General features: G+C 72.1%; 17 protein-coding genes. 8 read left to right on the top strand and 9 right to left on the bottom strand.

From position 1 onward, the window contains the following. The first annotated feature begins 12 nt into the window (after positions 1–12). The gene (locus BGP03_RS05790; protein ID WP_298799241.1) at positions 13–2109 is read left to right on the top strand and encodes an MMPL family transporter; all 2097 of its coding nucleotides are present in this window, start codon (positions 13–15) and stop codon (positions 2107–2109) included. Here the strand turns inward: BGP03_RS05790 and BGP03_RS05795 are convergent. Beyond that, the gene (locus BGP03_RS05795) at positions 2102–2890 is read right to left on the bottom strand and encodes a phosphotransferase (RefSeq protein ID WP_296373983.1); all 789 of its coding nucleotides are present in this window, start codon (positions 2888–2890) and stop codon (positions 2102–2104) included. The genes BGP03_RS05790 and BGP03_RS05795 overlap by 8 nt on opposite strands. Then, entirely contained in the window at positions 2887–3843 is a 957-nt protein-coding gene (locus BGP03_RS05800; RefSeq protein WP_298799242.1) for a sugar-binding domain-containing protein, read from the bottom strand. Before BGP03_RS05800 ends, BGP03_RS05795 begins: the two co-directional genes overlap by 4 nt. Before the next feature lie 128 nt (positions 3844–3971). Between BGP03_RS05800 and BGP03_RS05805 the strand changes: the two genes are divergently transcribed. From BGP03_RS05805 to BGP03_RS05825, 5 genes are all read left to right on the top strand, one after another. Beyond that, positions 3972–5333, top strand: a complete 1362-nt coding sequence (locus BGP03_RS05805; protein WP_296373978.1) for a sugar ABC transporter substrate-binding protein — start codon at positions 3972–3974, stop codon at positions 5331–5333. A 2-nt stretch (positions 5334–5335) separates the two neighbouring features. After that, positions 5336–6268: a sugar ABC transporter permease gene (locus tag BGP03_RS05810; protein ID WP_298799243.1), complete on the top strand. Its 933-nt coding sequence runs from the start codon at positions 5336–5338 to the stop codon at positions 6266–6268. 61 nt (positions 6269–6329) lie between these two features. Further along, positions 6330–7208, top strand: a complete 879-nt coding sequence (locus BGP03_RS05815) for a carbohydrate ABC transporter permease (protein WP_296373974.1) — start codon at positions 6330–6332, stop codon at positions 7206–7208. Further along, positions 7205–8695 (top strand): mannitol dehydrogenase family protein, encoded by a 1491-nt coding sequence (locus BGP03_RS05820; RefSeq protein WP_298799244.1) that lies wholly within the window; start codon positions 7205–7207, stop codon positions 8693–8695. Before BGP03_RS05815 ends, BGP03_RS05820 begins: the two co-directional genes overlap by 4 nt. A gap of 147 nt (positions 8696–8842) precedes the next feature. Beyond that, on the top strand, positions 8843–10027 hold the full coding sequence (locus tag BGP03_RS05825) for an acyltransferase (protein WP_298799245.1): 1185 nt from the start codon (positions 8843–8845) through the stop codon (positions 10025–10027). On the opposite strand, the gene hrpA is transcribed toward BGP03_RS05825, so the two are convergent. The 3 genes from hrpA to BGP03_RS05840 all read right to left on the bottom strand — a co-directional run bounded on the left by hrpA (position 9987) and on the right by BGP03_RS05840 (position 15734). Beyond that, positions 9987–14339, bottom strand: coding sequence for an ATP-dependent RNA helicase HrpA (gene hrpA / locus BGP03_RS05830; protein ID WP_298799246.1), 4353 nt, complete (start codon positions 14337–14339; stop codon positions 9987–9989). The genes BGP03_RS05825 and hrpA overlap by 41 nt on opposite strands. Positions 14340–14366: 27 nt before the next feature. Beyond that, a complete protein-coding gene (locus BGP03_RS05835; protein WP_296373967.1) occupies positions 14367–14627 on the bottom strand; it encodes a hypothetical protein in 261 nt (86 codons plus the stop codon). A 270-nt stretch (positions 14628–14897) separates the two neighbouring features. After that, on the bottom strand, positions 14898–15734 hold the full coding sequence (locus BGP03_RS05840; protein WP_296373965.1) for a serine hydrolase domain-containing protein: 837 nt from the start codon (positions 15732–15734) through the stop codon (positions 14898–14900). Between the two features lie 151 nt (positions 15735–15885). Between BGP03_RS05840 and BGP03_RS05845 the strand changes: the two genes are divergently transcribed. Then, positions 15886–16704 (top strand): DUF72 domain-containing protein, encoded by an 819-nt coding sequence (locus BGP03_RS05845; protein ID WP_298799247.1) that lies wholly within the window; start codon positions 15886–15888, stop codon positions 16702–16704. 176 nt (positions 16705–16880) lie between these two features. On the opposite strand, the gene BGP03_RS05850 is transcribed toward BGP03_RS05845, so the two are convergent. The 4 genes from BGP03_RS05850 to BGP03_RS05865 form a co-directional block, all read right to left on the bottom strand. Further along, on the bottom strand, positions 16881–18491 hold the full coding sequence (locus BGP03_RS05850) for an acyl--CoA ligase family protein (RefSeq protein WP_296373961.1): 1611 nt from the start codon (positions 18489–18491) through the stop codon (positions 16881–16883). Between the two features lie 94 nt (positions 18492–18585). Beyond that, positions 18586–18780 (bottom strand): ferredoxin, encoded by a 195-nt coding sequence (locus BGP03_RS05855; RefSeq protein WP_296373959.1) that lies wholly within the window; start codon positions 18778–18780, stop codon positions 18586–18588. Between the two features lie 46 nt (positions 18781–18826). Then, positions 18827–19024: a hypothetical protein gene (locus tag BGP03_RS05860; protein ID WP_296373957.1), complete on the bottom strand. Its 198-nt coding sequence runs from the start codon at positions 19022–19024 to the stop codon at positions 18827–18829. Positions 19025–19168: 144 nt separating this feature from the next. Then, on the bottom strand, positions 19169–21046 hold the full coding sequence (locus tag BGP03_RS05865; RefSeq protein ID WP_298799248.1) for a propionyl-CoA synthetase: 1878 nt from the start codon (positions 21044–21046) through the stop codon (positions 19169–19171). 287 nt (positions 21047–21333) lie between these two features. Here BGP03_RS05865 and BGP03_RS05870 point away from each other — a divergent pair, with 287 nt between their 5' ends. Beyond that, positions 21334–22662: a GDSL-type esterase/lipase family protein gene (locus BGP03_RS05870; RefSeq protein WP_298799249.1), complete on the top strand. Its 1329-nt coding sequence runs from the start codon at positions 21334–21336 to the stop codon at positions 22660–22662. The last annotated feature ends 14 nt before the right edge of the window (positions 22663–22676 follow it).

Genomic DNA, 22676 nt, shown 5'->3' on the forward strand with positions numbered 1-22676 from the left:
GATACTTGATGAATGAGTCTCCCTGTCCTGTCCGGCGCGGAGTCACCGACGCGTCCGCCGGCCCCGCCCAACCGCTGGCTGCGCGTGGTGCTCCCGGCGCTGGTCCTGGTGGGCTGGCTGGTGATCGGAGCGTTCGGCGGGCCGTACCAGGGCAAGCTCGCTGACGTCCAGTCCAACGACAGCTCGTCGTTCCTCCCCGCCGACGCGGAGGCCACGCGGGCCGCCGAGGCCCAGCTCGCGTTCACCGACGAGCAGGCGATCCCCGCGATCGTCGTCTTCGAACGGCCCGGCGGGCTCACCTCCGCCGACCTCGCCGCGATCACCACGCGGGTGACGGCGATCGGCACGCTCCCCGGGCTGTCCGGCCGGTCCTCGCCGGCGATCCCGTCGGCCGACGGGGCGGCGGCGCAGGTCGTCGTCGCGATCCCGGCCCAGTTCCGCGACCGGCTGACCGAGGTGGTGACCGACCTGCGTTCCACCCTCGCCGAGGGGTTGCCGGCGGGCCTCACGGTCCAGGTCGCCGGCCCCGCCGGCCTGCTCGGAGACCTCGTCACCGCCTTCAGCGGCATCGACGGGCTGCTCCTGATCGTCGCCGGTGGCGTCGTCGCGCTGATCCTGCTGCTGGTCTACCGCAGCCCGCTGCTGCCCGTGCTGGTGCTGCTCTCGGCCGTGCTCGCGCTCTCGCTCGCCGTGCTCGTCGTCTACTGGCTGGCGGCGAACGATCTGATCGCGCTGAGCGGCCAGACCCAGGGGATCCTGTTCATCCTGGTGGTGGGCGCGGCCACGGACTACGCGCTGCTGCTGGTGTCCCGGTTCCGGGAGGAGCTCCTGCGCCACGAGTCCACGTGGATGGCGATGCGCGCGGCCTACCGTGCCGCGATCGAGCCGATCCTGGCCTCCGCGGGAACGGTCGTGCTCGGCCTGCTGTGCCTGCTGCTGTCCGGTCTGAACTCCAACCGCGGCCTCGGCCCGGTCGCGGCCATCGGCATCGTGGCGTCGGTACTGGCCGTGCTCACCTTCCTGCCCGCGGCCCTGCTCCTGACCGGCCGCGGAGCGTTCTGGCCGTTCCGTCCGAGGGTCGGCGCCGCCGCCGGACGTCCGGGCCTCTGGGCGCGGATCGCCGAAACGGTCGGGCGGCGGCCGCGGGCGATCTGGGTCGGCACCGCGATCGTCCTGCTCGGTGCGGCCGCCCTGGTCCCGCAGTTCCGCGCGTCCGGCGTGGCGCAGTCGGACTTCTTCGTGAACAAGTCCGCGGTGGAGTCCGTCCAGGGCCAGGACACGCTGGGCCGGCACTTCCCGGGCGGCACCGGTGCGCCTGCAGTGATCATCACGGCGGCCTCCACCGAGGACGCCGTGATCGCGGCGGCCCGTGGTGTCGAGGGCGTGTCCGACGTCCGGCGCGGCTCGGACCGGGTCGTCGACGGGCGGGTCGAGCTGAACGCCGTGCTCGCCGACGCGCCCGACAGCGAGGCGGCCGTGGCGGCCGTTCGGTCGTTGCGCGAGGCGGTCCGCGCGGTTCCGGGAGCGGACCCGCTGGTCGGCGGCATCACCGCCACCCAGCTCGACACGCAGGACACCGCGGCGCGCGATCTCCGGGTGGTCATCCCCGCGGTCCTGCTCGTGGTCTTCATCGTGCTGGCGCTGCTGCTGCGTGCGCTCGTGGCGCCGCTGCTGCTCATCGCGACGGTCGTACTGTCGTTCGCCGCGACGCTCGGGATCGGCTCCCTCGTCTTCAACGACCTGCTCGACCTGCCCGGCGCCGACCCGAGCGTCCCGCTGTTCGCGTTCGTCTTCCTCGTCGCGCTCGGCGTCGACTACAACATCTTCCTGATGAGCCGGGTGCGGGAGGAGGCCGTGCGGCACGGGACCCGCGCCGGCGTGCTGACGGGGCTCTCGGTGACCGGTGGCGTGATCACCTCCGCCGGCGTGGTGCTGGCGGCGACGTTCGCGGCGCTCGCCGTGATCCCGATCCTGTTCCTGCTGCAGATCGCGATCCTGGTGGCCTTCGGGGTGCTGCTCGACGCGCTGGTCGTGCGGACGTTGCTGGTCCCGGCCCTGTCCCTGGACGTCGGCCGGAGGATCTGGTGGCCGTCGAAGGTGGCTAGGTAGCCAGCACCGCCCGGATCGCGTCGGTGTTGTGCTCCATCCACGCATCCGTGCGGCGGGCGCGTTCCGCGGCGTCGGGGGTCCAGTAGGCGGCGAAGCCGGGCACGCCGTCACGCGCGCCCTCGGCCACGATGGTCACCATCCAGTCGTGCGCTTCGCGCAGGGCGGTGACCAGCAGTTCGCGGCCCTGCTCGTCGAGCCCGTAGGCGTCGACGAGGATGCGCAGCCGTTCCAGGCCGCGGCCCCGCCGGACGTCGGACACGTCCGAGGGCGAGCGCAGCGGGGCCCAGAGCCGGGCGGCGGTCGCCAGGTCCCACACGGGGGAGCCGGGGGCGGCGAGGTCGAAGTCGATCAGGGCGACGGCGCGGCCGTCGCGGAACACGACGTTGTCGAGGTTGGGGTCGTTGTGGGCGATCCCGCCGCCCCGGAACGCCGCCGGCGTCGGGTGCGACCACGTGTGCGGTGCGGGATCGAAGCCCGCCACGGCGTCGTGGAAGCGGCGCAGCAGCTCACCGGTGCTGCGCAGGGCGTCGTCGGTGAGACCCCAGTCCGGCAGCGGCACGGTCACCGCGTCGCCCGGCATGTAGGTGAGCACCTCGCGCCCGGCGTCGTCGATGCCGAGCACGCGCGGGGCGCCGTCGAACCCGACGTCCTCGAGATGGCGCAGCAGCGCGTGGGTGGCCGCGCTGGTCGGTCGCATCGGCCGCCGGACCGTGTCGCCCACGCGGTGCACGCGGCCGCGGTTGGCGGTGCCGCCGAGCAGCGGGACCTCGGACGCCGTCACCGCGGTGCCGCGGCGATCAGGGCGGTGGCCATCGTGGAGTGGGTGACCAGGCTGTCGACCAGCCCGCCGCGCACCGCCGCCTGCACCGCCTGCACCTTCGCCGTGCCGTACACGATCCCGATCACCTCGGGTACGGCCCGCATCTGCTCCGCGGTGATGCCGATCATCCGCTCGGTCAGGTCGGCGGGCACCGCGTCGCCGTGGACGTCGAGCAGCACGCCCGACACGTCGGCGCACACGCCCCGCCGCGCCAGGTCGGCGCGTTCGGCCTCGCCCGTGGCGTCGTAGAGCGTGGACTGCTCCGGCTCCCACGCCCCCACGCCCGCGACGGCCTTGGTCACCGACCCGATGAGGGAGAACGCCCGCTCCACCTCCGGCTGCCGGCGCAGCGCCCGCGCCGTGGTCGCGTCGGGCACCGCCATCGGGGCGTAGAAGAAGTAGGCCGGCCCGCCGGACACCCGGGCGACCTCCCGCACCAGCTCGATCGAGCTGTCGTCCACGCCCGGCCGGGCCAGCGCTCCGGTCAGCTGCACGACCGGCACGGTCGCCAGTTCGCGCAGGGCCGTGGCCATCGCGCTGACCGACCGCGCCCACGACAGACCCAGCACGTCGTCGGGGGTGACGATCTCGGTGAGCAGCTCGGCCGCCGCGGCGCCGAGGTGCTCGCGCAGGGCCGTCGGGTGCTCGTCGGGGGTGTCGGTGACGACGCAGTGCGCCAGGCCGAGCGCCTCCATCAGCCGCCCGGACAGCTCGACGTCGACCACGCCGGGGTGCCCGATCTCGATGCGGACGAGCCCGCTGCTGCGCGCGTCGTCGAGGAGGCGGGCGACCTTGAACCGGCTGAGCGAGAACTCCTCCGCTATCTCGATCTTGGAGCGGCCGTCGATGTAGTAGCGGCGGGCGACGGAGGCGGTGAGGACGAGCTGCGCCGGCCCGCGTGCCGGTGTCGCCATGCGTCCTCCTGCTCATCTGAGCGGTCCCATGCCCATTCTTGCACAAACCATTGACTCCTGGTGACCGGTGCCACACCCTGATCGTGTGATCAGGGCAGTGCTCATCTGAGCAGTCCCGGGAGGGCGCAATGAAGCGGTCGGGGATGGTGGCGGCGGCGCTCGGCATGGTGATGCTGAGCTCGGCCTGCGCGGGATGGGGCGGAGGCGTCGGAGGCGGCGGGCCCAACAGCATCAACGTGCTGATGGTCAACAACCAGCAGATGATCGACCTGCAGAAGCTCACGGCGGACAACTTCACGAAGGAGACGGGCATCACCGTCAACTTCACGGTGCTGCCCGAGAACGACGTCCGCGACAAGATCAGCCAGGAGTTCTCCAGCCAGGCCGGCCAGTACGACGTGGCCACGGTCAGCAACTTCGAGATCCCGATCTACGCGCGCAGCCGCTGGATCGCGCCGCTGGACGACTACATCGCGAAGGATCCGGGGTTCGACCAGGCCGACATCCTCAAGCCGATGGTCACCTCGCTCTCCGGCGACGACGGCAAGGTCTACGGCGAGCCGTTCTACGGTGAGTCGTCGTTCCTCATGTACCGCAAGGACGTGCTCGCGGCGAAGGGCATCACGATGCCCGCGAAGCCGACCTGGCCCCAGGTGGCCGACATCGCCGCCCAGGTCGACGGCGCGCAGCCGGGCATGAGGGGTATCTGCCTGCGCGGCCAGCCCGGCTGGGGCCAGGTGTTCGCCCCGCTCACCACGGTGGTCAACACGTTCGGCGGCACCTGGTTCACGAAGGACTGGCAGGCGCAGGTGAACGCGCCGGAGTTCACCAAGGCCGTGCAGTTCTACGTCGACCTCGTGCGCGCCCACGGCGAGACCGGCGCCCCGCAGGCCGGCTTCACCGAGTGCCTCAACAACCTCATCCAGGGCAACGTCGCCATGTGGTACGACGCCACGTCGGCCGCGGGCTCGCTCGAGGCGTCCGGCTCCCCGGTGAAGGGCAAGATCGGTTACGCCCCGGCTCCGGTCGTCGACACGCAGAGCGCCGGCTGGCTCTACGCCTGGTCGTGGGGCATCCAGCAGGCGAGCACGAAGAAGGACAACGCCTGGAAGTTCATCTCCTGGGCGTCGGGCAAGGGTTACGAGAACCTCGTGGGCCAGCAGATCGGCTGGTCGAGCGTCCCGGCGGGCAAGCGGGCGTCGACCTACGAGAACCCGCAGTACCTGGCCGCGTCCTCCTCGTTCGCCGGTCCGACGAAGGCCGCGATCGAGGCGGCCGACCCGCGTGACCCCGGCGTCCAGCCGCGGCCCGCGCTGGGCATCCAGTTCGTCGACATCCCGGAGTTCCCGGACCTCGGGACCCAGGTGTCGCAGGAGATCAGCTCGGCGATCGCCGGGCAGACGAGCGTGCAGGACGCCCTCGACCGCGGCCAGCAACTGGCCGACGACGTCGCGGAGCGCTACCGCTCGCGCAGCGAAGGGGGGAAGTAGCCATGACCACGACAGCCGAACGTCCGGTCGGAACTCCCGCGAACACCGCGTTGCAGCGCACCGGGCAGTGGGCCCGCCGGGCCCCGCTGCTGCCCGCGCTGATCTTCATGATCATCGTGACGCAGCTGCCGTTCGTGGGCACGCTGGTCATCTCGTTCATGAACTGGAACGCCTACTACCCCGACGAGCGCGGGTTCGCCGGGTTCGACAACTTCGTGCGTGTCCTCACCGACATCAACACCCGCAACGCGATCCTCACGACGATCCTGCTCACGGCGTCGGTGGTGATCATCAGCCTGGTGCTGGGCATGCTCATCGCGCTGCTGCTGGACCGGGCGTTCCTCGGCCGCGGCATCGTCCGCACGATGATGATCACGCCGTTCCTCGTCGTGCCCGTCGCGGCGGCGCTGCTGTGGAAGCACGCGCTGTTCAACCCGGAGTACGGCCTGCTCAACGGCGTGCTCACGTGGATCTTCGGGGCGAACGCGCCGCAGCCGGACTGGATCACGGCGGCCCCGCTGACGTCGGTGATCATCGCCCTGGTGTGGCAGTGGACGCCGTTCATGATGCTGATCCTGCTGGCGGGTCTGCAGGGCAAGCCGCTCGACGTGATCGAGGCGGCGCAGATCGACGGCTGCAACAACTGGCAGGTCTTCCGGCACATGACGTTCCCGCACCTGCGTCAGTACCTGGAGCTCGGCGGCCTGCTCGGGTCGATCTACATCGTGCAGAACTTCGACGCCGTCTTCACGATCACCTCGGGCGGGCTCGGCACCGCCAACCTGCCGTACACGATCTACCAGACCTTCTACAACGCGCAGGACTACGGCCGGGCGTCGGCCGCCGGCGTCGTCACCGTGATCGGCACGATCATCATCGCCACGTTCGCCCTGCGGACCGTGTCGTCGCTGTTCCGCGAGGAGGGTGCTCGATGATCACGCCATCCACCATCACGGCTGCGGTTCCATCCGCGCCGCCGGTCGAGGAGCACTCGTCATGACTGCAGCAACCCTGGAGAAGACCCCGACCGCGACGGCCGACACCGCCGCCCACACCAAGCGCAGGCGGTCCGGGATCGCGCTGGGCGTCATCGCCTGGCTCGTCGGCATCCTGTTCGTGCTGCCGGTGGTGTGGATGTTCCTCACCTCGTTCCACAGCGAGAACGATGCGGCCACCAACCCGCCGTCGGTGTTCGCCCCGCTCACGCTCGACGGTTACGCGAACTTCTTCGGCGGCGGCGCGAGCCCGTGGCCACCGCTGCTGAACTCGATCACCGCGAGCGTGCTCTCGACGGTGCTGGTGCTCATCCTGGCGATCCCGGCCGCGTACGCGCTGTCGATCAAGCCGGTGCGCAAGTGGACGGACACGCTGTTCTTCTTCCTGTCCACGAAGATGCTGCCGGTGGTGGCCGGGCTGCTGCCCGTCTACCTGATCGCGCAGGGCATCGGCATGCTGGACAACATCTGGCTGCTGATCATCCTGTACACGTCGATGAACCTGCCGATCGCCGTGTGGATGATGCGTTCGTTCCTCGCCGAGGTGCCGGGGGAGATCCTCGAGGCCGCGTCGATGGACGGCTGCACGCTGCCGCGGACGCTGCGCACGATCGTCATGCCCATCGTGCTGCCGGGCATCGCGGCCACGTCGCTGATCTGCTTCATCTTCAGCTGGAACGAGCTGCTGTTCGCCCGCGTGCTCACCGCGACGGTGGCCCAGACGGCCCCGGTGTTCCTGACGAGCTTCGTCACCAGTCAGGGGCTGTTCCTGGCCAAGGTGTGCGCGGCCGCGGTGGTCGTGTCGCTCCCGGTGCTCATCGCCGGGTTCGCGGCGCAGGACAAGCTGGTGCAGGGGCTGTCCCTGGGGGCCGTCAAGTGACGGCGCTCTCCACCGCCACCCTCTCCTCGCTCGACCCGTCCGTCGCCGTGCCCGCCTACGACCGGGCCGCGGTGCGGGCGGGGATCGTCCACATCGGCGTCGGTGGCTTCCACCGCGCCCACCAGGCGCTCTACCTCGACAAGCTGATGAACGCGGGGCAGGGCATGGACTGGGGGATCTGCGGGGTGGGGGTGCTGCCCGGTGACGCCCGGATGCGCGACGCGCTGCAGGCCCAGGACTGCCTCTACACGCTCGTGGAGAAGCACCCGGACGGCACGCAGGACGCGCGGGTGGTCGGCTCGATCGTCGAGTTCCTGCTCGCCCCGGACGACCCCGAGGCGGTGATCGAGAAGATGGCGTCGGAGGAGACCCGGATCGTCTCCCTCACCGTCACCGAGGGCGGCTACAACTTCCACGCCGTCACCGGGGAGTTCGACGCCACCGACCCCGGCGTCGTCGCCGACCTGGAGCCGGACGCGGTACCGCGCACCACGTTCGGGCTGGTCACCGAGGCCCTGGCCCGCCGCCGCGACCGGGGGACCGGTCCGTTCACCATCTTGTCCTGCGACAACATCCAGGGCAACGGAGACGCCGCGCGCCGCAGCTTCACCGCGTTCGCCCGGCTGCGCGGTGAGAAGTGGGGGGACGAGAAGCTCGGCGAGTGGGTGGAGCAGCACGTCACGTTCCCCAACTGCATGGTCGACCGCATCACCCCCGTCACCACCGACGACGACCGCGCCGCCATCGCGGAGCGGTTCGGCGTCGAGGACCGGTGGCCCGTGGTGTGCGAGCCGTTCACGCAGTGGGTGCTGGAGGACGCCTTCGTCGCCGGTCGGCCGCCGGTGGAGGACGCGGGCGCGCAGGTGGTGGCCGACGTCGAACCGTACGAGCTGATGAAGCTGCGACTGCTCAACGCCAGCCACCAGGGCCTGTGCTACCTCGGCTACCTCGCCGGGCACCGGTTGGTGCACGACGTGTGCCAGGACCCGTTGTTCGCGCAGTTCCTGCTGTCGTACATGGACCGGGAGGCCACGCCGAGCCTGCACCCCGTGCCCGGGATCGACCTCGACGCCTACAAGCACGAGCTGATCTCGCGGTTCTCCAACTCCCACGTGCGCGACACCGTGGCCCGGTTGTGCGCCGAGAGCTCCGACCGCATCCCCAAGTGGCTGCTGCCGGTGGTGCGGCACAACCTGGAACACGGCGGGGAGATCGAGCGCTCGGCCGCGATCGTGGCGGCGTGGGCGCGCTACGCGGAGGGCGTGGACGAGCAGGGCGGGCCGATCACGATCGTCGACCGGCTCGCCGACACGCTGAAGGCGACGGCGCAGCGGTACGCCGAGGACCCGCTGGTGTTCGTCCGCAACGAGGAGCTGTTCGGTGACCTGGCCGACGACACCCGCTTCGCGGAGACCTACCAGCGGCACCTGGCGTCGCTGCACGAGAAGGGCGCACGGGCGACCCTGGAGGCCCTGGCCACACCCTGACCGGTGCCCCTGAACCTGGCAGACGGCTGACGGTCACCGTCGATTTTCGACCCTTCACCGCACGCTTACTCAGGTTGGCAGCAGTCCGTAACGACGACATTCACCCGATCGATGCCTTCCCGAGTACGCGGACGACCTGGAGGGCACGTGGCATCGACGCTCGAGCAGCGGTTCGGGACCGGCCGGAACAACTTCGACCTACTGCGGCTGCTCTTCGCCGCAATGGTCGTGGTCGAGCACGCCGTCATCCTCCAGGGCCGGGCCGGGGACTTCTGGGGCCGCTCGGGCACCTCGGGAGAGATCGGGGTGGACGGGTTCTTCGTGCTGAGCGGCTTCCTGGTCACCCGCAGCTACCTGCGGCTCCACTCGCTCCCGCGGTTCGCCTGGCACCGGTTTCTGCGGATCATGCCCGGCTTCTGGGTGTGCCTGCTGGTCTGCGCGTTCGTCGTCGCCCCGGCCGCGGCGCTCATCCAGGGGCTGCCCGCCACCGCCGGCTTCACCGGCACCCCGTCGGCCTGGCACTTCCTGACCGCCGACTGGTTCCTGGTGATCCAGCAGTACGACATCGGCGGGGTGCTGAACGCGGCTCCGCACGAGCCGTCGTTCAACGGGGCGCTGTGGACGTTGACGTTCGAGGCGTTCTGCTACCTGCTGGTGGCCGCCCTCGGCCTGGTCGGCGTGCTGAGCCGGCGGCGCTGGGTGGTGCTCGCGCTGGCCGCGGCGCTGATCGTGCTGACGGTGCTGCAGGAGAACGGGGTGGCGGTGCCGATGCGCGACATGACGCTGCGGCTCACGCTGATGTTCGCGCTCGGCGCGCTCGCCCACCTCTACGCCGAGCGGATCCCGATGAACACCTGGCTCGGCGTGCTCGCGCTGGCGCTGGTGCTCTACTCGGCGGCGGCGTTCCCGCACAACTACCGGCTGCTGGGCGCGGTGCCGATGGCCTACCTGGTGTTCTGGCTGGCCACCGCCGGGACACGCTTCGTGTCCCTGCGGATCGACCTGTCCTACGGGATCTACATCTACCACTGGCCGGTGATCCAGCTGCTCGCGTTGACGTCGCTGCGCTGGTTGCCGGACTGGTCGTTCGCGCCCGTCGCGATCTTCGCGACGCTGCCGGTCGCGATCGCCTCCTGGTTCCTGGTGGAGAAGCCGGCGCTGACCCGCAAGCACAGCCCGTTCCCGGACCAGGTGGCTGCGTGGCTGACCCGGTCGTGGCGGAGCGAGACGGTGGTGCCGGTGGACCTGCCGCTGCCGCGGCAGGCCGCCGACGACCTGCTCGACGTCCGGGTCAGCGCGGCAGGGCGTCGATCGCCTGCTGGATCCGCTTGATCGACACCGGGTACCGCGTGCGCATCGGGTGCGCGTAGAGGCCGACGCGCAGCTCCTCGATCATCCAGCGGATCTCGCACAGCGCGTCCGACGGCTCGACGCCTTGTGGGAGCGCCGCCAGTTCCGCGGCGTACTCGTCGGCGACGACGCGGACCTGGGCCGTCCACCCGGCGTCGCGGGCGGGGTCGACGCGCAGCTTCTCGATGCGCCGCTCGATCGCCTCCAGGTAGCGGGCCAGATCGCCGAGCCGGGAGGCGCCCGCGGCGGTGACGAAGCCGGGGCCGGCCAGCGCGGCGAGCTGGGCGGTGATGTCGGCGACGCCCGCCCGCAGCATCGGCGCGCGGGTGTCGGCGAGCAGCCGCTGGACGCGGTGCCAGACGTCGAGCACCCCACGCACGGCCAGCAGCACCTGCAGCGTCGTGGTGGCCAGGCGCTCCCGGAACAGCTTCTGCAGCCGCAGGTAGCCGCGCTCGTCCCACGCCGGGCCGCCCGCGGCCTTGATCAGCCCGTCGGCGGCGGCCGTCACGCAGTCGTCCACCAGCGCCGCGACGGAGCCGTGCGGGTTGCGGGACAGGGCGAGCTTGGCCGCGTTGTCGAGGCCGCGCGTCACCTGCTTCGCCGGGGACGGGGTGTCGAGCAGCAGCAGCCGCCGGACGCCGCGCCAGGTGGCGGGGTCGCGCTCGGCGGCGGTGGGGAAGACCCGCACGTCGGCGGAGCTGCCCCGGTCGACCAGCCCGGGGAACCCGGTGACGACGTGCGTGCCGCGGCGGATGGCGTGCTCGCGGGGCAGGGCGCCGATGGTCCAGGTGGTGAGGCCGCTGCGCTCCAGGTCGCTGCCGGCGGCGGCCAGCTCGGCGCGCACCTTCGGCGCCAGCTCGTGGCGCAGCGCCTCCAGGTCGGTGCCGCGGGTGACCTCGCGCCCGGCCTCGTCCACCACGCGGAACGTCACCGTCAGGTGCTCGGGCAGCCGGTTCAGCTCCCACGCCTCGCGGGGGATGTCGATGTTCTTCATCCGGCCCAGCTCGCGCTCCAGGCCGTCGAGCAGGGGCTCGTCACCCACCTGCAGGCGGGCCAGCACGGCCCGGGCGTGGTCGGGGGCGGGCGCGAAGTTGCGGCGCAGGTTCTTCGGCAGTGTCTTGATCAGCGCGGTGACCAGGTCCTCGCGCAGCCCGGGCACCTGCCAGGTGAACGGGGTGGGGTCGATCTGGTGCAGCGCCGCCACGGGCACGTCGACGGTGACGCCGTCCTCGCGTCGGCCCGGCTCGAACGCGTACGACAGCGGCAGGGTGAGCCCGCCCGCCTCGACGTGGTCGGGGTAGGCCGACGCGTCGACACCCGCGGCCTGGGCGGTGCGCACCATCTCCTCGGTGAAGTCGAGCAGATCGGAGTTCCGGTTCTTCTTCCACCACGAGTCGAAGTGCCGGCCCGAGACGACGTGCGCGGGGATGCGCTGCTCGTAGAACGCGACGAGCGTCTCCTCGTCGACCACGAGGTCGCGGCGTCGGGCACGGGTCTCCAGCTCCTCGGCGTCCTCCAGCAGCGCGCGGTTGGCGTGGAAGAACCGGTGGCGGGTGTCCCAGTCGCCCTCCACCAGCGCGTGCCGGATGAACAGCTCGCGCGAAACCTCCGGGTCGATGCGGCCGTAGTCGACGTTGCGGCCCACCACGATCGGGATGCCGTAGAGCGTCACGCGCTCGACGGCGACCGCCGCGGCGCGCTTGCGCGACCAGTGCGGCTCCGAGTACGTGCGCCTGACGAGGTGCCCGGCCAGCGGCTCGATCCACTCCGGCTTGATGCGGGCGACGGTGCGGGCGAACAGCGCGGAGGTCTCCACGAGCTCGGCGGCCATCACCCAGCGCGGCTGCTTCTTCGCCAGCGTCGAGCCCGGGAAGATCATGAACTTGGCGTTGCGGGCACCCAGGTACTCCCGCGACTCGCCCTCCTTGAGCCCCACCTGGCTCAGCAGCCCGGCGAGCACGGAGATGTGGATGCGGTCTGCCAGCGGGCCGCTTGCGGCTCCGCTCATCGGCGCTGTGGCGTCGGTGTCGGTCAGCGTCATGCCGGCGTTGCGGGCGGCCGAGCGGAGCTGCGCGTGCAGGTCCTGCCACTCGCGGATGCGCAGGTAGTGCAGGAACTCCTCGCGCAGCGTCTTCCGGAACCGGCTGCCGCCCATCTCCTTGCGCAGGTCGGCGACATAGGTCCAGAGGTTGCGGAACGCGAGGAAGTCGCTGCCGTCCTCGGCGAAGCGGGCGTGCTTCTCGTCGGCGGCCTGGCGCTGCTCGGTGGGGCGCTCGCGCGGGTCCTGCACCGACAGGGCGGCGGCGATGACGAGCACCTCGCGCAGGGCCCCGTTGCGGTCGGCCTCCACCAGCATGCGGCCCAGCCGCGGGTCGACGGGCAGCGCGGCGAGCTGGCGGCCCACCGGTGTGAGCTCGCTGCGGCCGTCGAGCGCGCCGAGCTCCTGCAGCAGCGCGATGCCGTCGTTCACGCTGCGGACATCCGGGGGCTCGACGAACGGGAACTCGGTGATCTCGCCGAGCTCCAGCGAGATCATCTGCAGCACCACCGACGCGAGGTTGGTGCGCAGGATCTCCGGGTCGGTGAACAGCGGACGTGCGTCGAAGTCGTCCTCGGCGTAGAGCCGGATGCAGATGCCGTCGGCGACGCGGCCGCAGCGACCGGCGCGCTGGTTGGCGCTGGCCTGGCTGACCTTCTCGATCGGCAGCCGCTGCACCTTGAGCCGGCGCGAATAGCGGGAGATGCGCGCGAGGCCCGGGTCGATGACGTAGCGGATGCCCGGCACCGTCAGCGAGGTCTCGGCGACGTTGGTGGCGAGCACGACCCGGCGCCCCAGCGAGCTCTGCTTCGGGGCGAAGACGCGCTGCTGCTCGGCGGTGGTCTGACGGGCGAACAGCGGCAGGATCTCGATGCCCGGGAAGTCGCGCTTGGCCAGCGCGTCGGCGGCGTCGCGGATCTCCCGCTCGCCGGGGAGGAACACGAGGATGTCGCCGGGGCCCTCGCGGCGCAGCTCGGTGACGGCGTCGGCGATGGCGGCGAGCTGGTCGCGGTCCGGGTCGGCGTCCGGATCGTCGGGATCGACGACGGGCCGGTACCGCACCTCGACGGGGTAGCTGCGTCCCGACACCTCGACGATCGGGGCGCCGCCGAAGTGCCGCGAGAAGCGCTCGGGATCGATGGTGGCCGAGGTGATGATCACCTTGAGGTCGGGGCGCCGGGGGAGCAGCTGAGCGAGGTAGCCCAGGATGAAGTCGATGTTGAGGCTGCGCTCGTGGGCCTCGTCGATGATCAGCGTGTCGTACTGCCACAGCATCCGGTCGCCGGTGAGCTCGGCGAGCAGGATGCCGTCGGTCATGAGCTTGACCAGCGTGGTGTCGCCGACCTGGTCGGTGAAGCGCACCTTCCAGCCGACCGCCTCACCGATCTCGGTGTGCAGCTCCTCGGCGATGCGGGCGGCCACGGTACGGGCGGCGAGGCGGCGGGGCTGGGTGTGGCCGATGAGCCCGCGGACGCCCCGGCCCAGCTCGAGGCAGATCTTCGGGATCTGCGTGGTCTTCCCGGAGCCGGTCTCGCCGGCGACGATCACGACCTGGTGGTCGCGGATGGCGGCGGCGATGTCCTCGCGACGGGCGCTGACGGGCAGCGTCTCGGGGTAGCTGATGGCCGGCAGGGCGGCACGGCGGGCGGCGATCCGCTGCTCGGCCTCGTCGACGGCGGTGGCGATGCCGGCGAGGTTCCGGTTGCGGGCGGCGCGGTCGCGGGTGCGGTGGGCCGTGTCCAGGCGGCGGGCCAGGCGGTGCTCGTCGCGCAGGCCCAGCGCGGGCAGCCGCTCGGCGAGCGCGTCGAGATGGGCGTCGGAGAACTCGGGCGCCGCATCCTCCGCGAGTCGGGGTGTGCGTGCGTGCGGGTCGGGCTCCGCGTGCGACGGCCGGCGGCGGCGGGACCCGGCCGACGCGGGTCGGTCGCCGTGGCGATGGTCCCGCTCTGCCGGGCCGTTCTCCGCGCCGCCGTTCTCCGCGCCGCCGTTCTCCGCGCCGCCGTTCTCCACGGGGGCGGGAGTGCCTCCATCGGCCCGGGCGGAACGAGGACGGCGCCGGCGCGGCCTGCGGGGAGGCCGGGCGTCGACGCCGTCGGGACTCCCGCGGCCCGGCCGGTCGGCGCCGTCGCGGGCGCCTCCACCGGCGGGCACGACACCCTCGCGGGAGGGGAGGGCGTCGGCGGGTGGGGCGTCCTGCGCGGGGCGCGCGTCGCCGGCTCGGGCCGCGGGAGAGGCTCGATCTACGGGGAAGGACATGGTTCTTTCAGTGTGACCGATGCGAGATCAGGCCGAGCGTAGGCCGGGTGTGATCTCGTCGTCGACGGGATTGTCGGCCGCCGGGTGCTCGACCAGCGCCAGCACGCGGTTGGCCAGGAAGCGGGCGGTGCGGATGGTGGAGCCGCCGCGGGTGCTCTCGCTGACCTCGACGAAGCCCCGGCCGTGCGTGATGGAGACCTTGCGGCCCGCGCGCGTGGCGGTGATGTCGTAGGTGCGGGTGGTGCCGCTGCCGGCGTCGATCACGATCTCTACACGGTCGCCCTTCATGGCGGTGTCCTTCGATCTGGAGGAGTAGGTGTCCGGACCGGGCGCCGGGCGCCTCACGGCGCGTGGCACACCCGTAGGCGGCGATAGGTAGGACCCGGGGCTCGGATCGCCCGGTTCGGACACGCACTACAACCACCCCGACCAGGGAACTGTTCCCCCGACGGGGTAGGTGTCCGAGCCGAGCGCCGGGCGCCTCTCGGCGGATGGCACACCCCGTGGGGTGGCAAAATGGTGAGACCCGGGGCTCGGATCGCTCGACCCGAACAGGCCCTACAACGGGCCGCCCCCCGAAATGATTCCCGCCAGCACGCGATCGGTGAAGGGCGGCCAGGCCTCGATCGCCCACGGCCCGAAGTCGCGGTCGGTGAGCACCACGCACGCGGCGCCCGCGTCGGGGTCGACCCACAGGAACGTCCCGGACTGGCCGAAGTGGCCGAAGGTCCGCGGCGAGCTGTTCGCGCCCGTCCAGTGCGGGGACTTGCCGTCGCGGATCTCGAACCCGAGGCCCCAGTCGTTGGGCTTCTGCCGCCCGTAGCCGGGCAGGATCCCGTCGAGGCCGGGGAAGGCGACGGTCGTGGCCTCCGCGAGGGTGTGGGTGAGCATCGGCGCCTGGAGCTCCGCGGCGAACCGGGTGAGGTCGGCCGCGGTCGACACCCCGTCGGCGGCGGGGGAGCCCTCCAGCCGCGTGGCCGTCATGCCCAGCGGCTCGCACACGGCCTGGTCCAGGTACTCGGCGAACGGGATGCCCGCGGCCTCCGCGATCGCGGCGCCGAGCACCTCGAAGCCGGTGTTGGAGTAGATCCGCTTCGTCGCGACGGCGGCCTGCACGGCGTCACCGGTGAAGGCGAGGCCGGAGACGTGGGCGGCCAGGTGGCGCACCGTGGAGCCCTCGGGACCGGCGGGGGTGTCCCACTCGACGGCGCCCTCCTCGACCGCGATCAGCGTCGCGTACGCCGTGAGCAGCTTCGTGACCGACGCCAGGCGGAACGGGCGGTCGATCTCGCCCGCCGAGCCGAGCACCGTGCCGTCCGCGGCGACCGTGGTGGCGGCGACGTGGTCGACCGGCCAGTCGAGCACGGTCCCGATGGCGGTGTGCAGGTCGTTCACGCGGCCATCCTGCCCCGGCGGTGCCGATGTCGCCTTCGCGGGACGGTGTGCGTCGGCGGTGCCGATGTCGCCTTCGCGGGACGGTGTGCGTCGGCGGTGCCGATGTCGCCTCCGCGGGACAGAGCGCGTCTCCGGTGCCATCCTCGCCGACATGGCACAGGTACGGGTCGGGACGTCGGGGTGGCGCTACCCACCGTGGCGCCGCACCTTCTACCCCGAGGGCCTGCCCCAGCGGCGTGAGCTCGAGTACCTCTCGCGGCGGGTCCGGTCCATTGAGATCAACGGGTCGTTCTACTCGCTCCAACGCCCTGAGAGCTACCGGGCGTGGGCCGCGGAGACCCCCGACGACTTCGTGTTCGCCGTCAAGGGGCCCCGGTTCGTCACCCATCTCAAGCAGCTGCGCGACGTGGCCGTCCCGATGGCGAACTTCTTCGCGTCGGGGGTGCTGGGGCTCGGCCCGAAGCTCGGTCCGGTGCTCTGGCAACTGCCGCCGCGGATGCGGTTCGACGCCGCGCGCATCGAGGTGTTCCTGGCGCTGCTGCCGCACACCACCGCCGGGGCCGCGGCGCTCGCCGAGGGCCACGACGAGCGCCTGGACGGGCGGGCGCTCACCACCACCGACGCCGACCGGCCCCTGCGCCACGCGCTGGAGGTGCGGCACGAGAGCTTCCGCGACCCCGCCGTCCCGGCGCTGCTGCGCGAGCACGGCGTCGCGCTCGTGCTCGCGGACTCCGCCGGCACCTGGCCCGTCTTCGACGAGGTGACGGCCGACCACGTCTACGTCCGGCTGCACGGGCAGGACGAGCTCTACGCGGGCGGCTACACCCCCGAGGCCCTCGACGCCTGGGCCGGGCGGGTGCGGGGGTGGCTCGCCGCCGGGCTCGACGTGGCCGTCTACTTCGACAACGACGCCAAGGTGCACGCGCCGTACGACGCGATCGCCCTGGCCGGGCGCCTCATACCGGGGTAGCCGCACGGCCACCGCGACCGTGACGGCGGCGGTGCCGCCCGCCGCCGCCCGCCACAACGACACCGGGCGTGATCATCGGTCGGGGACGCGGAGCCGTAGGGGGCGCGGCTGGCGGTCCCGGGGCGACGATCACCCGGCGCGTGGTCGCCCGTCCGCCGACGTGTGGATCGCGGCGATCAGCCGCGGATGCGGCTGGTCTGGCCGCTCCACTCCTTCTCGCGCAGCTCGAACTTCTGCACCTTGCCGGTGGAGGTCTTCGGCAGCTCCGCCACGATCTCGACGGTCTTGGGCGCCTTGTAGCGGGCGATCTTCACCTTGACGTGCTCGATGATCTCCTCCGGCGTGGCGCTCTCGCCCTCGGCCAGCACCACGAAGCCCTTGGGCACCTCGCCCCACTTCTCGTCGGGCACCCCGATCACGGCCGCCTCCAGCACCGCGGGGTGGGACACGATCGCCTGCTCCACCTCGATCGTCGAGATGTTCTCCCCGCCGGAGATCACGACGTCCTTGGCCCGGTCACGCAGCTCGATGTAGCCGTCGGGGTACATGACGCCGAGGTCGCCGGAGTGGAACCAGCCGCCCGCGAAGGCCTTCTCGGTGCCGTCGACGTCCTCGTAGTAGCCCTTCATGACGTTGTTGCCGCGCATGACGATCTCGCCCATCGCGACGCCGTCGGCCGCCACGTCCCGCATGTTCTCGTCCACCACGCGCACGCGGTCGGCGCAGAGCATGCCGACGCCCTGGCGGGCCTGCCGCGATGCGCGCTCCTCGGGCTCGAGCGAGTCCCAGGCGCGCTGGTACTGGTTCACCGTGTACGGACCGTAGGTCTCGGTGAGCCCGTAGACGTGGACGATCCGGAAGCCCTTCTTCTCCATCGCCAGGATCGTGGTGGGCGACGGCGGCGCTCCCGCCGTGGTGATCACCAGCTGGTAGTCGAGCTGCTCGGCCTCGGGGGCGCGCAGGATCGTGGTGACGACGGTGGGGGCGCCGTTGAGGTGCGTGACCCGGTGCTCCTTGATCAACGCCCAGATCGCGTCGCCGCGCACCTCGCGCAGGCAGACGTGGGTGCCGCCGATCGCCGTGAGTGCCCAGGGGGTGCACCAGCCGTTGCAGTGGAACATCGGCAGCGTCCACAGGTAGACGCTGTCGGGCGTGTGCGCGGAGTGGATGATCTCGCCGAACGAGTTCAGGTGGGCGCCGCGGTGGTGGTACATCACGCCCTTGGGCTTGCCCGTGGTGCCGGACGTGTAGTTGATCGACAGCGTGGCGTCCTCGTCCGCCACGGTCCACGGCAGCGGCTCGTCGTTGCCGCGGGCGAGCAGGTCGTCGTAGCGGACGCCGCTGCCGATGCCGTCGCCCGGGTTGGCCGGGTCGACCACCGTGATGATCTCCTCGACGGTCTTCAGCTCCCCCGCGACGGGGGCGACCACCGGGTACAGCGCGGCGTCGACGACGAGCACCGTGGAACCGGAGTGGTCGAGGATGTAGCGCACCTCGTCGGTGGACAGGCGCGTGTTGATCGCGACGAGCACCGCGCCGGCGAGCGGCACGGCGAAGTGCGCCACCAGCATCTCCGGCACGTTGGGCAGCAGGTACGCGACGCGGTCGCCCGGCTCCACGCCGGACCCGCGCAGCGCGTGGGCCACGCGGGTGGCCTCGGCCGCGAACTCGGCGTAGGTGTGCCGCCGCTCGCCGTAGACGATGGCCGTCTTGTCCGGGTACACGTCGGCGGAGCGGCGCAGGAAGGCGAGCGGGGTGAGTTGCGTGTTCCAGACCGACAGGGGCATGAGTGGATCCTGAACGCTGCACCCGGGCCGGGCAAGCGCCGAACGGCACTCAGCGCGTCCCGGTGAGGCTACGGCGCTACCGTTCGGTGCGTGATCAGTCCTCGACGAGCTTGATGGCCGCCCGCGGGCAGGAGGCCACGGCCTCCTCCAGCTTCGGGCGCAGGGCTTCCGCGGGGTTCTCGTCGAGGATGTAGAGGAAGTCGTCGTCCCTCACCTCGAACACCTCGGGGACGATGCCCATGCAGATGGCGTTGGACTCGCAGAGGTCGAAGTCGACCGTGACCTTCATGGGTCCATCGTGCACGGTCACGGACGGGCGGGAAAGCCAGGTCGGCCTAACCCGCGGGCGCCCCCGCCGGGGTGGTGGCCACCGCCCGGGTGGGCGCGGCCGGTGTGGACGTCGCACTGGCCGCGGCGGGCCCCGGGGGACGGTGCGCGTCGACGGCCAGCGCGGTGCCGGCCATGGCGACGACGCAGGCGGCACTGATCGTGGCGGCGGCGGCCGCCAGCAGGGTGGGACGGGTGAGGGACATGAGAGCGGGGGTCCTCTCGTGGAGCGGCCGTCGAGGGGGAGCGCCGGCCTGACCTGCTCATCTACGGCCCGTCGGCCGTCGTTACCGCTCCGTCACAAGTTGGGCCGTTCGGCTCAGAGCCGCACCGGCAGGCGGGTCAGGCGCTCAGGATTTCCGCAGCACCGGCCGGAGGTCGTCCAGGACCGCCGCGTTCTCGATGGTGCCGGGCACCGGCTCGTCGAGGCCGTCGGCGATGCCGCGCATGGTCTTGCGCAGGATCTTGCCGCTGCGGGTCTTGGGCAGAGCCGCCACCACCGCGACGTCCTTCAGCGACGCGACGGCCCCGATCTGCTCGCGCACGAGCTGCACCAGCTCGGCGCGCAGCTCGTCGCCGTCCCGTTCGACACCGGACTTGAGCACGACGAACCCGCGCGGGATCTGGCCCTTCATCGGGTCCGCGACGCCGATCACGGCGCACTCGGCCACGTCGGGATGCGAGGCGAGGACCTCCTCCATCCCGCCCGTGGACAGCCGGTGGCCGGCCACGTTGATCACGTCGTCGGTGCGGCCCATGACGTAGACGTAGCCCTGCGCGTCGATCCGTCCGCCGTCGCCGGTGAGGTAGTAGCCCGGGAAGGCCGACATGTAGGAGCTGACGAACCGCTCGTCGTCGTTCCAGAGCGTGGGCAGGGCGCCGGGCGGCATCGGCAGCTTGACGACGATGGCGCCGTCGGTGCCGGCCTCCACGGGCCTGCCCGCCGCGTCGAGCACCTGCACGTCCCAGCCGGGCAGCGGCACCGTCGGCGAGCCGGGCTTCACCGGCAGCAGCTCGATGCCGGCGGGGTTGGCCACGATCGGCCAACCCGTCTCGGTCTGCCACCAGTGGTCGATCACCGGGATCTCCAGCAGCTCCTGCGCCCAGCGCAAAGTCTCGGGATCGAGGCGCTCGCCGGCGAGGAACAGGTACTCCAGCGAGGAGAGGTCGTACTTCTGCGCGTACTCCCCGCGGGGGTCCTCCTTCTTGATCGCCCGGAACGCGGTCGGCGCGGTGAACAGGCTCTTCACCTTGTGCTCCTGCACGACCCGCCAGAACTGCCCGGCGTCGGGGGTGCCGACGGGCTTGCCCTCGTAGAGCACGGAGGTGGCCCCGACCAGCAGCGGCGCGTAGACGATGTAGGAGTGGCCGACGACCCACCCGACGTCGGACGCGGTGAAGATCGTCTCGCCGGGGCCCACGGCGTAGACCGACGGCATCGACCAGTTCAGCGCCACCGCGTGGCCGCCGCTGTCGCGCACGACGCCCTTCGGCTTCCCGGTGGTCCCGGACGTGTAGAGGATGTAGAGCGGGTCGGTGGCCTTGACCGGGACGCAGTCGGCCGGGGTCGCGTCCGCGGCGGCGGTGGCCCAGTCGATGTCGTTCGGGCCCATCTCGGCCTCGGCCTGGGGCCGCTGCAGGATCACGCACGCCGACGGCTTGTGCTCCGCGAGCTCGATGGCCTTGTCCAGCAGCGGCTTGTAGGCGATCACCCGCTGGCCCTCGATGCCGCAGGACGCCGACACGATCACCGTCGGGGCGGCGTCGTCGATGCGGACGGCCAGCTCCTTCGGGGCGAACCCGCCGAACACCACCGAGTGCACGGCCCCGATCCGCGCGCACGCGAGCATCGCGACGACGGCCTCGGGCACCATCGGCATGTAGATGACCACGCGGTCGCCGCGCCCCACGCCCTGCGCCGCGAGCACCCCGGCGAACACGGCGACCTCGTCGCGCAGCTGCGCGTAGGTGTACGTGCGCTGGGAGCCCGTCACGGGGGAGTCGTAGACCAGCGCGGCCTGCTCGCCGCGCCCGCCCTCGACGTGCCGGTCCAGCGCGTTGTGGCAGACGTTCAGCTCCCCGTCGGGGAACCACCGGTAGAACGGCGGGTTCGACGCGTCGAGCGCGCGGGTGGGGGCCACGTGCCAGTCGATGGACTCCGCGGCCTTCAGCCAGAACGCCTCGGGGTTGTCGACACTGGCCTGGAAGACGTCGTCGTAGTCAGCCACGGGGCGACCTTAGGGCGAATCGGGGCGGCGGGGCAGGGTCTGTCGTACTGCCACCTGCCTGGGTGGTCAGGACGTCCCCCGTCCGTGTGTACGGACCGTGAGCGATGAACACAACGTAGCGTCACCACCCGATCGGCGCACTCACGATGGAGGCGCGTCCGTCGTTCCACTCACTGTAGTGATTCGCCTACTGCCTGTTCGTGGATCTTCGCAGTCACGTTCGCGGTCGGACCGGCGATGGGAGGGCACGGGCGATCGGCGCCCGTGGGGACGAGGGGACGGCAGCGGTGGCGGTCTGGACATCGGGCGTCGGGTACGCGCCGTGGACGCGCACGGTTCCGGTGCCGTCCGCGCCCCCGGGGCTCCGTCGCCACACCCCGGTCCTGGCCGCCGCGACGGCACTCATCGCGGCGCTGGGGCTGATGGTCGCGCTGCACGGCGGGCCGGCCGGTGTTCCCACGGCGCCCGCGGCCGCGCCCGTCGACGTCTGCGCGCCCGGCTGGGTCACGGGCTGGCAGGCTGCGGCACAGCCGGCACCTGCGCCCGCGGGTCTGGCCGGGTCGACGCTGCGGATGATCGTGCACCCGCAGGTGACGGGCTCCCGGGTGCGCGTGCGGCTGTCCAACGCCTACGGCGCCACGCCGCTGGTGCTCGCGTCGGCGTCGGCGGCGCGCTCGGACGGTGCGGCGCCGGTGCCCGGCGCGTCGCAGCCGGTCGCGTTCCACGGCCTGGCCGGGGTCGTCGTGCCACCGGGCGGGGAGGTGCTGAGCGACCCCGTGCCGGTGGTGGCGGAGGTCGGGGTGCCGCTGGCCGTCAGTCTCGCGGTCACGGCCGCACCGGCGGTGGCCACGCAGCACACGGTGGCGCTGCAGACGTCCTACATCGGGCAGTCCCCCGTCTCGTCCTGGCTCTTCCTCACCGGCGTCGACGTGCTCGCGCCCCGGCCGGAGAACGCCGTGGTGGCGGTCGGCGACTCGATCACCGACGGCGTCGGCAGCGGCGAGGACGCGAACGACCGCTGGTCCGACGCACTGGCGGCGCGGCTGACCGCGGCGGGCGGCGCCGCCGACATGGCCGTGCTCAACGCGGGCATCTCCCGCAACGAGCTGCTGGCCGGCAGCGCCGACGACGGCGACACCCCGCTGCAGCGCTTCGACCGGGATGTCGCCGCGGCGGCCGGCGCCACCGACGTCGTGCTGCACATCGGCACCAACGACATCGCGGCCGGCCAGGGGGCCGACGCGATCGTCGGCGGGATGAAGCAGTTCGCCGAGCGCACCCACGCGGCCGGCAGGCGGATCTTCCTCACCACGATCACGCCCTCGACGAACGGCGCGCACGGCACCCCCACGGCCACCGCCGTCCGCGACGCGGTGAACGCCTGGGTGCTGGCCCACGGCCGCGACTACGCCGATGGGGTCTTCGACTTCGCCGCCGCCGTCGCCGACCCGGCGCGTCCCACCCGCCTGGCGCCCGCGTTCGACTCGGGCGACGGGCTGCACCTCTCGCCCGCCGGGTACCGCGCGCTGGCCGCGGCGGTGGACCTGCCAGGGTTGACCGGCAGCCCCTGCCTGGCCGACACCTCACCCGCCCGGGTGGTCGTCAGCGCCGACTGAAGCTATACATCTGT

The sequence above is a fragment of the Pseudonocardia sp. 73-21 genome (assembly GCF_001899645.1).
Taxonomy (GTDB): domain Bacteria; phylum Actinomycetota; class Actinomycetes; order Mycobacteriales; family Pseudonocardiaceae; genus Pseudonocardia.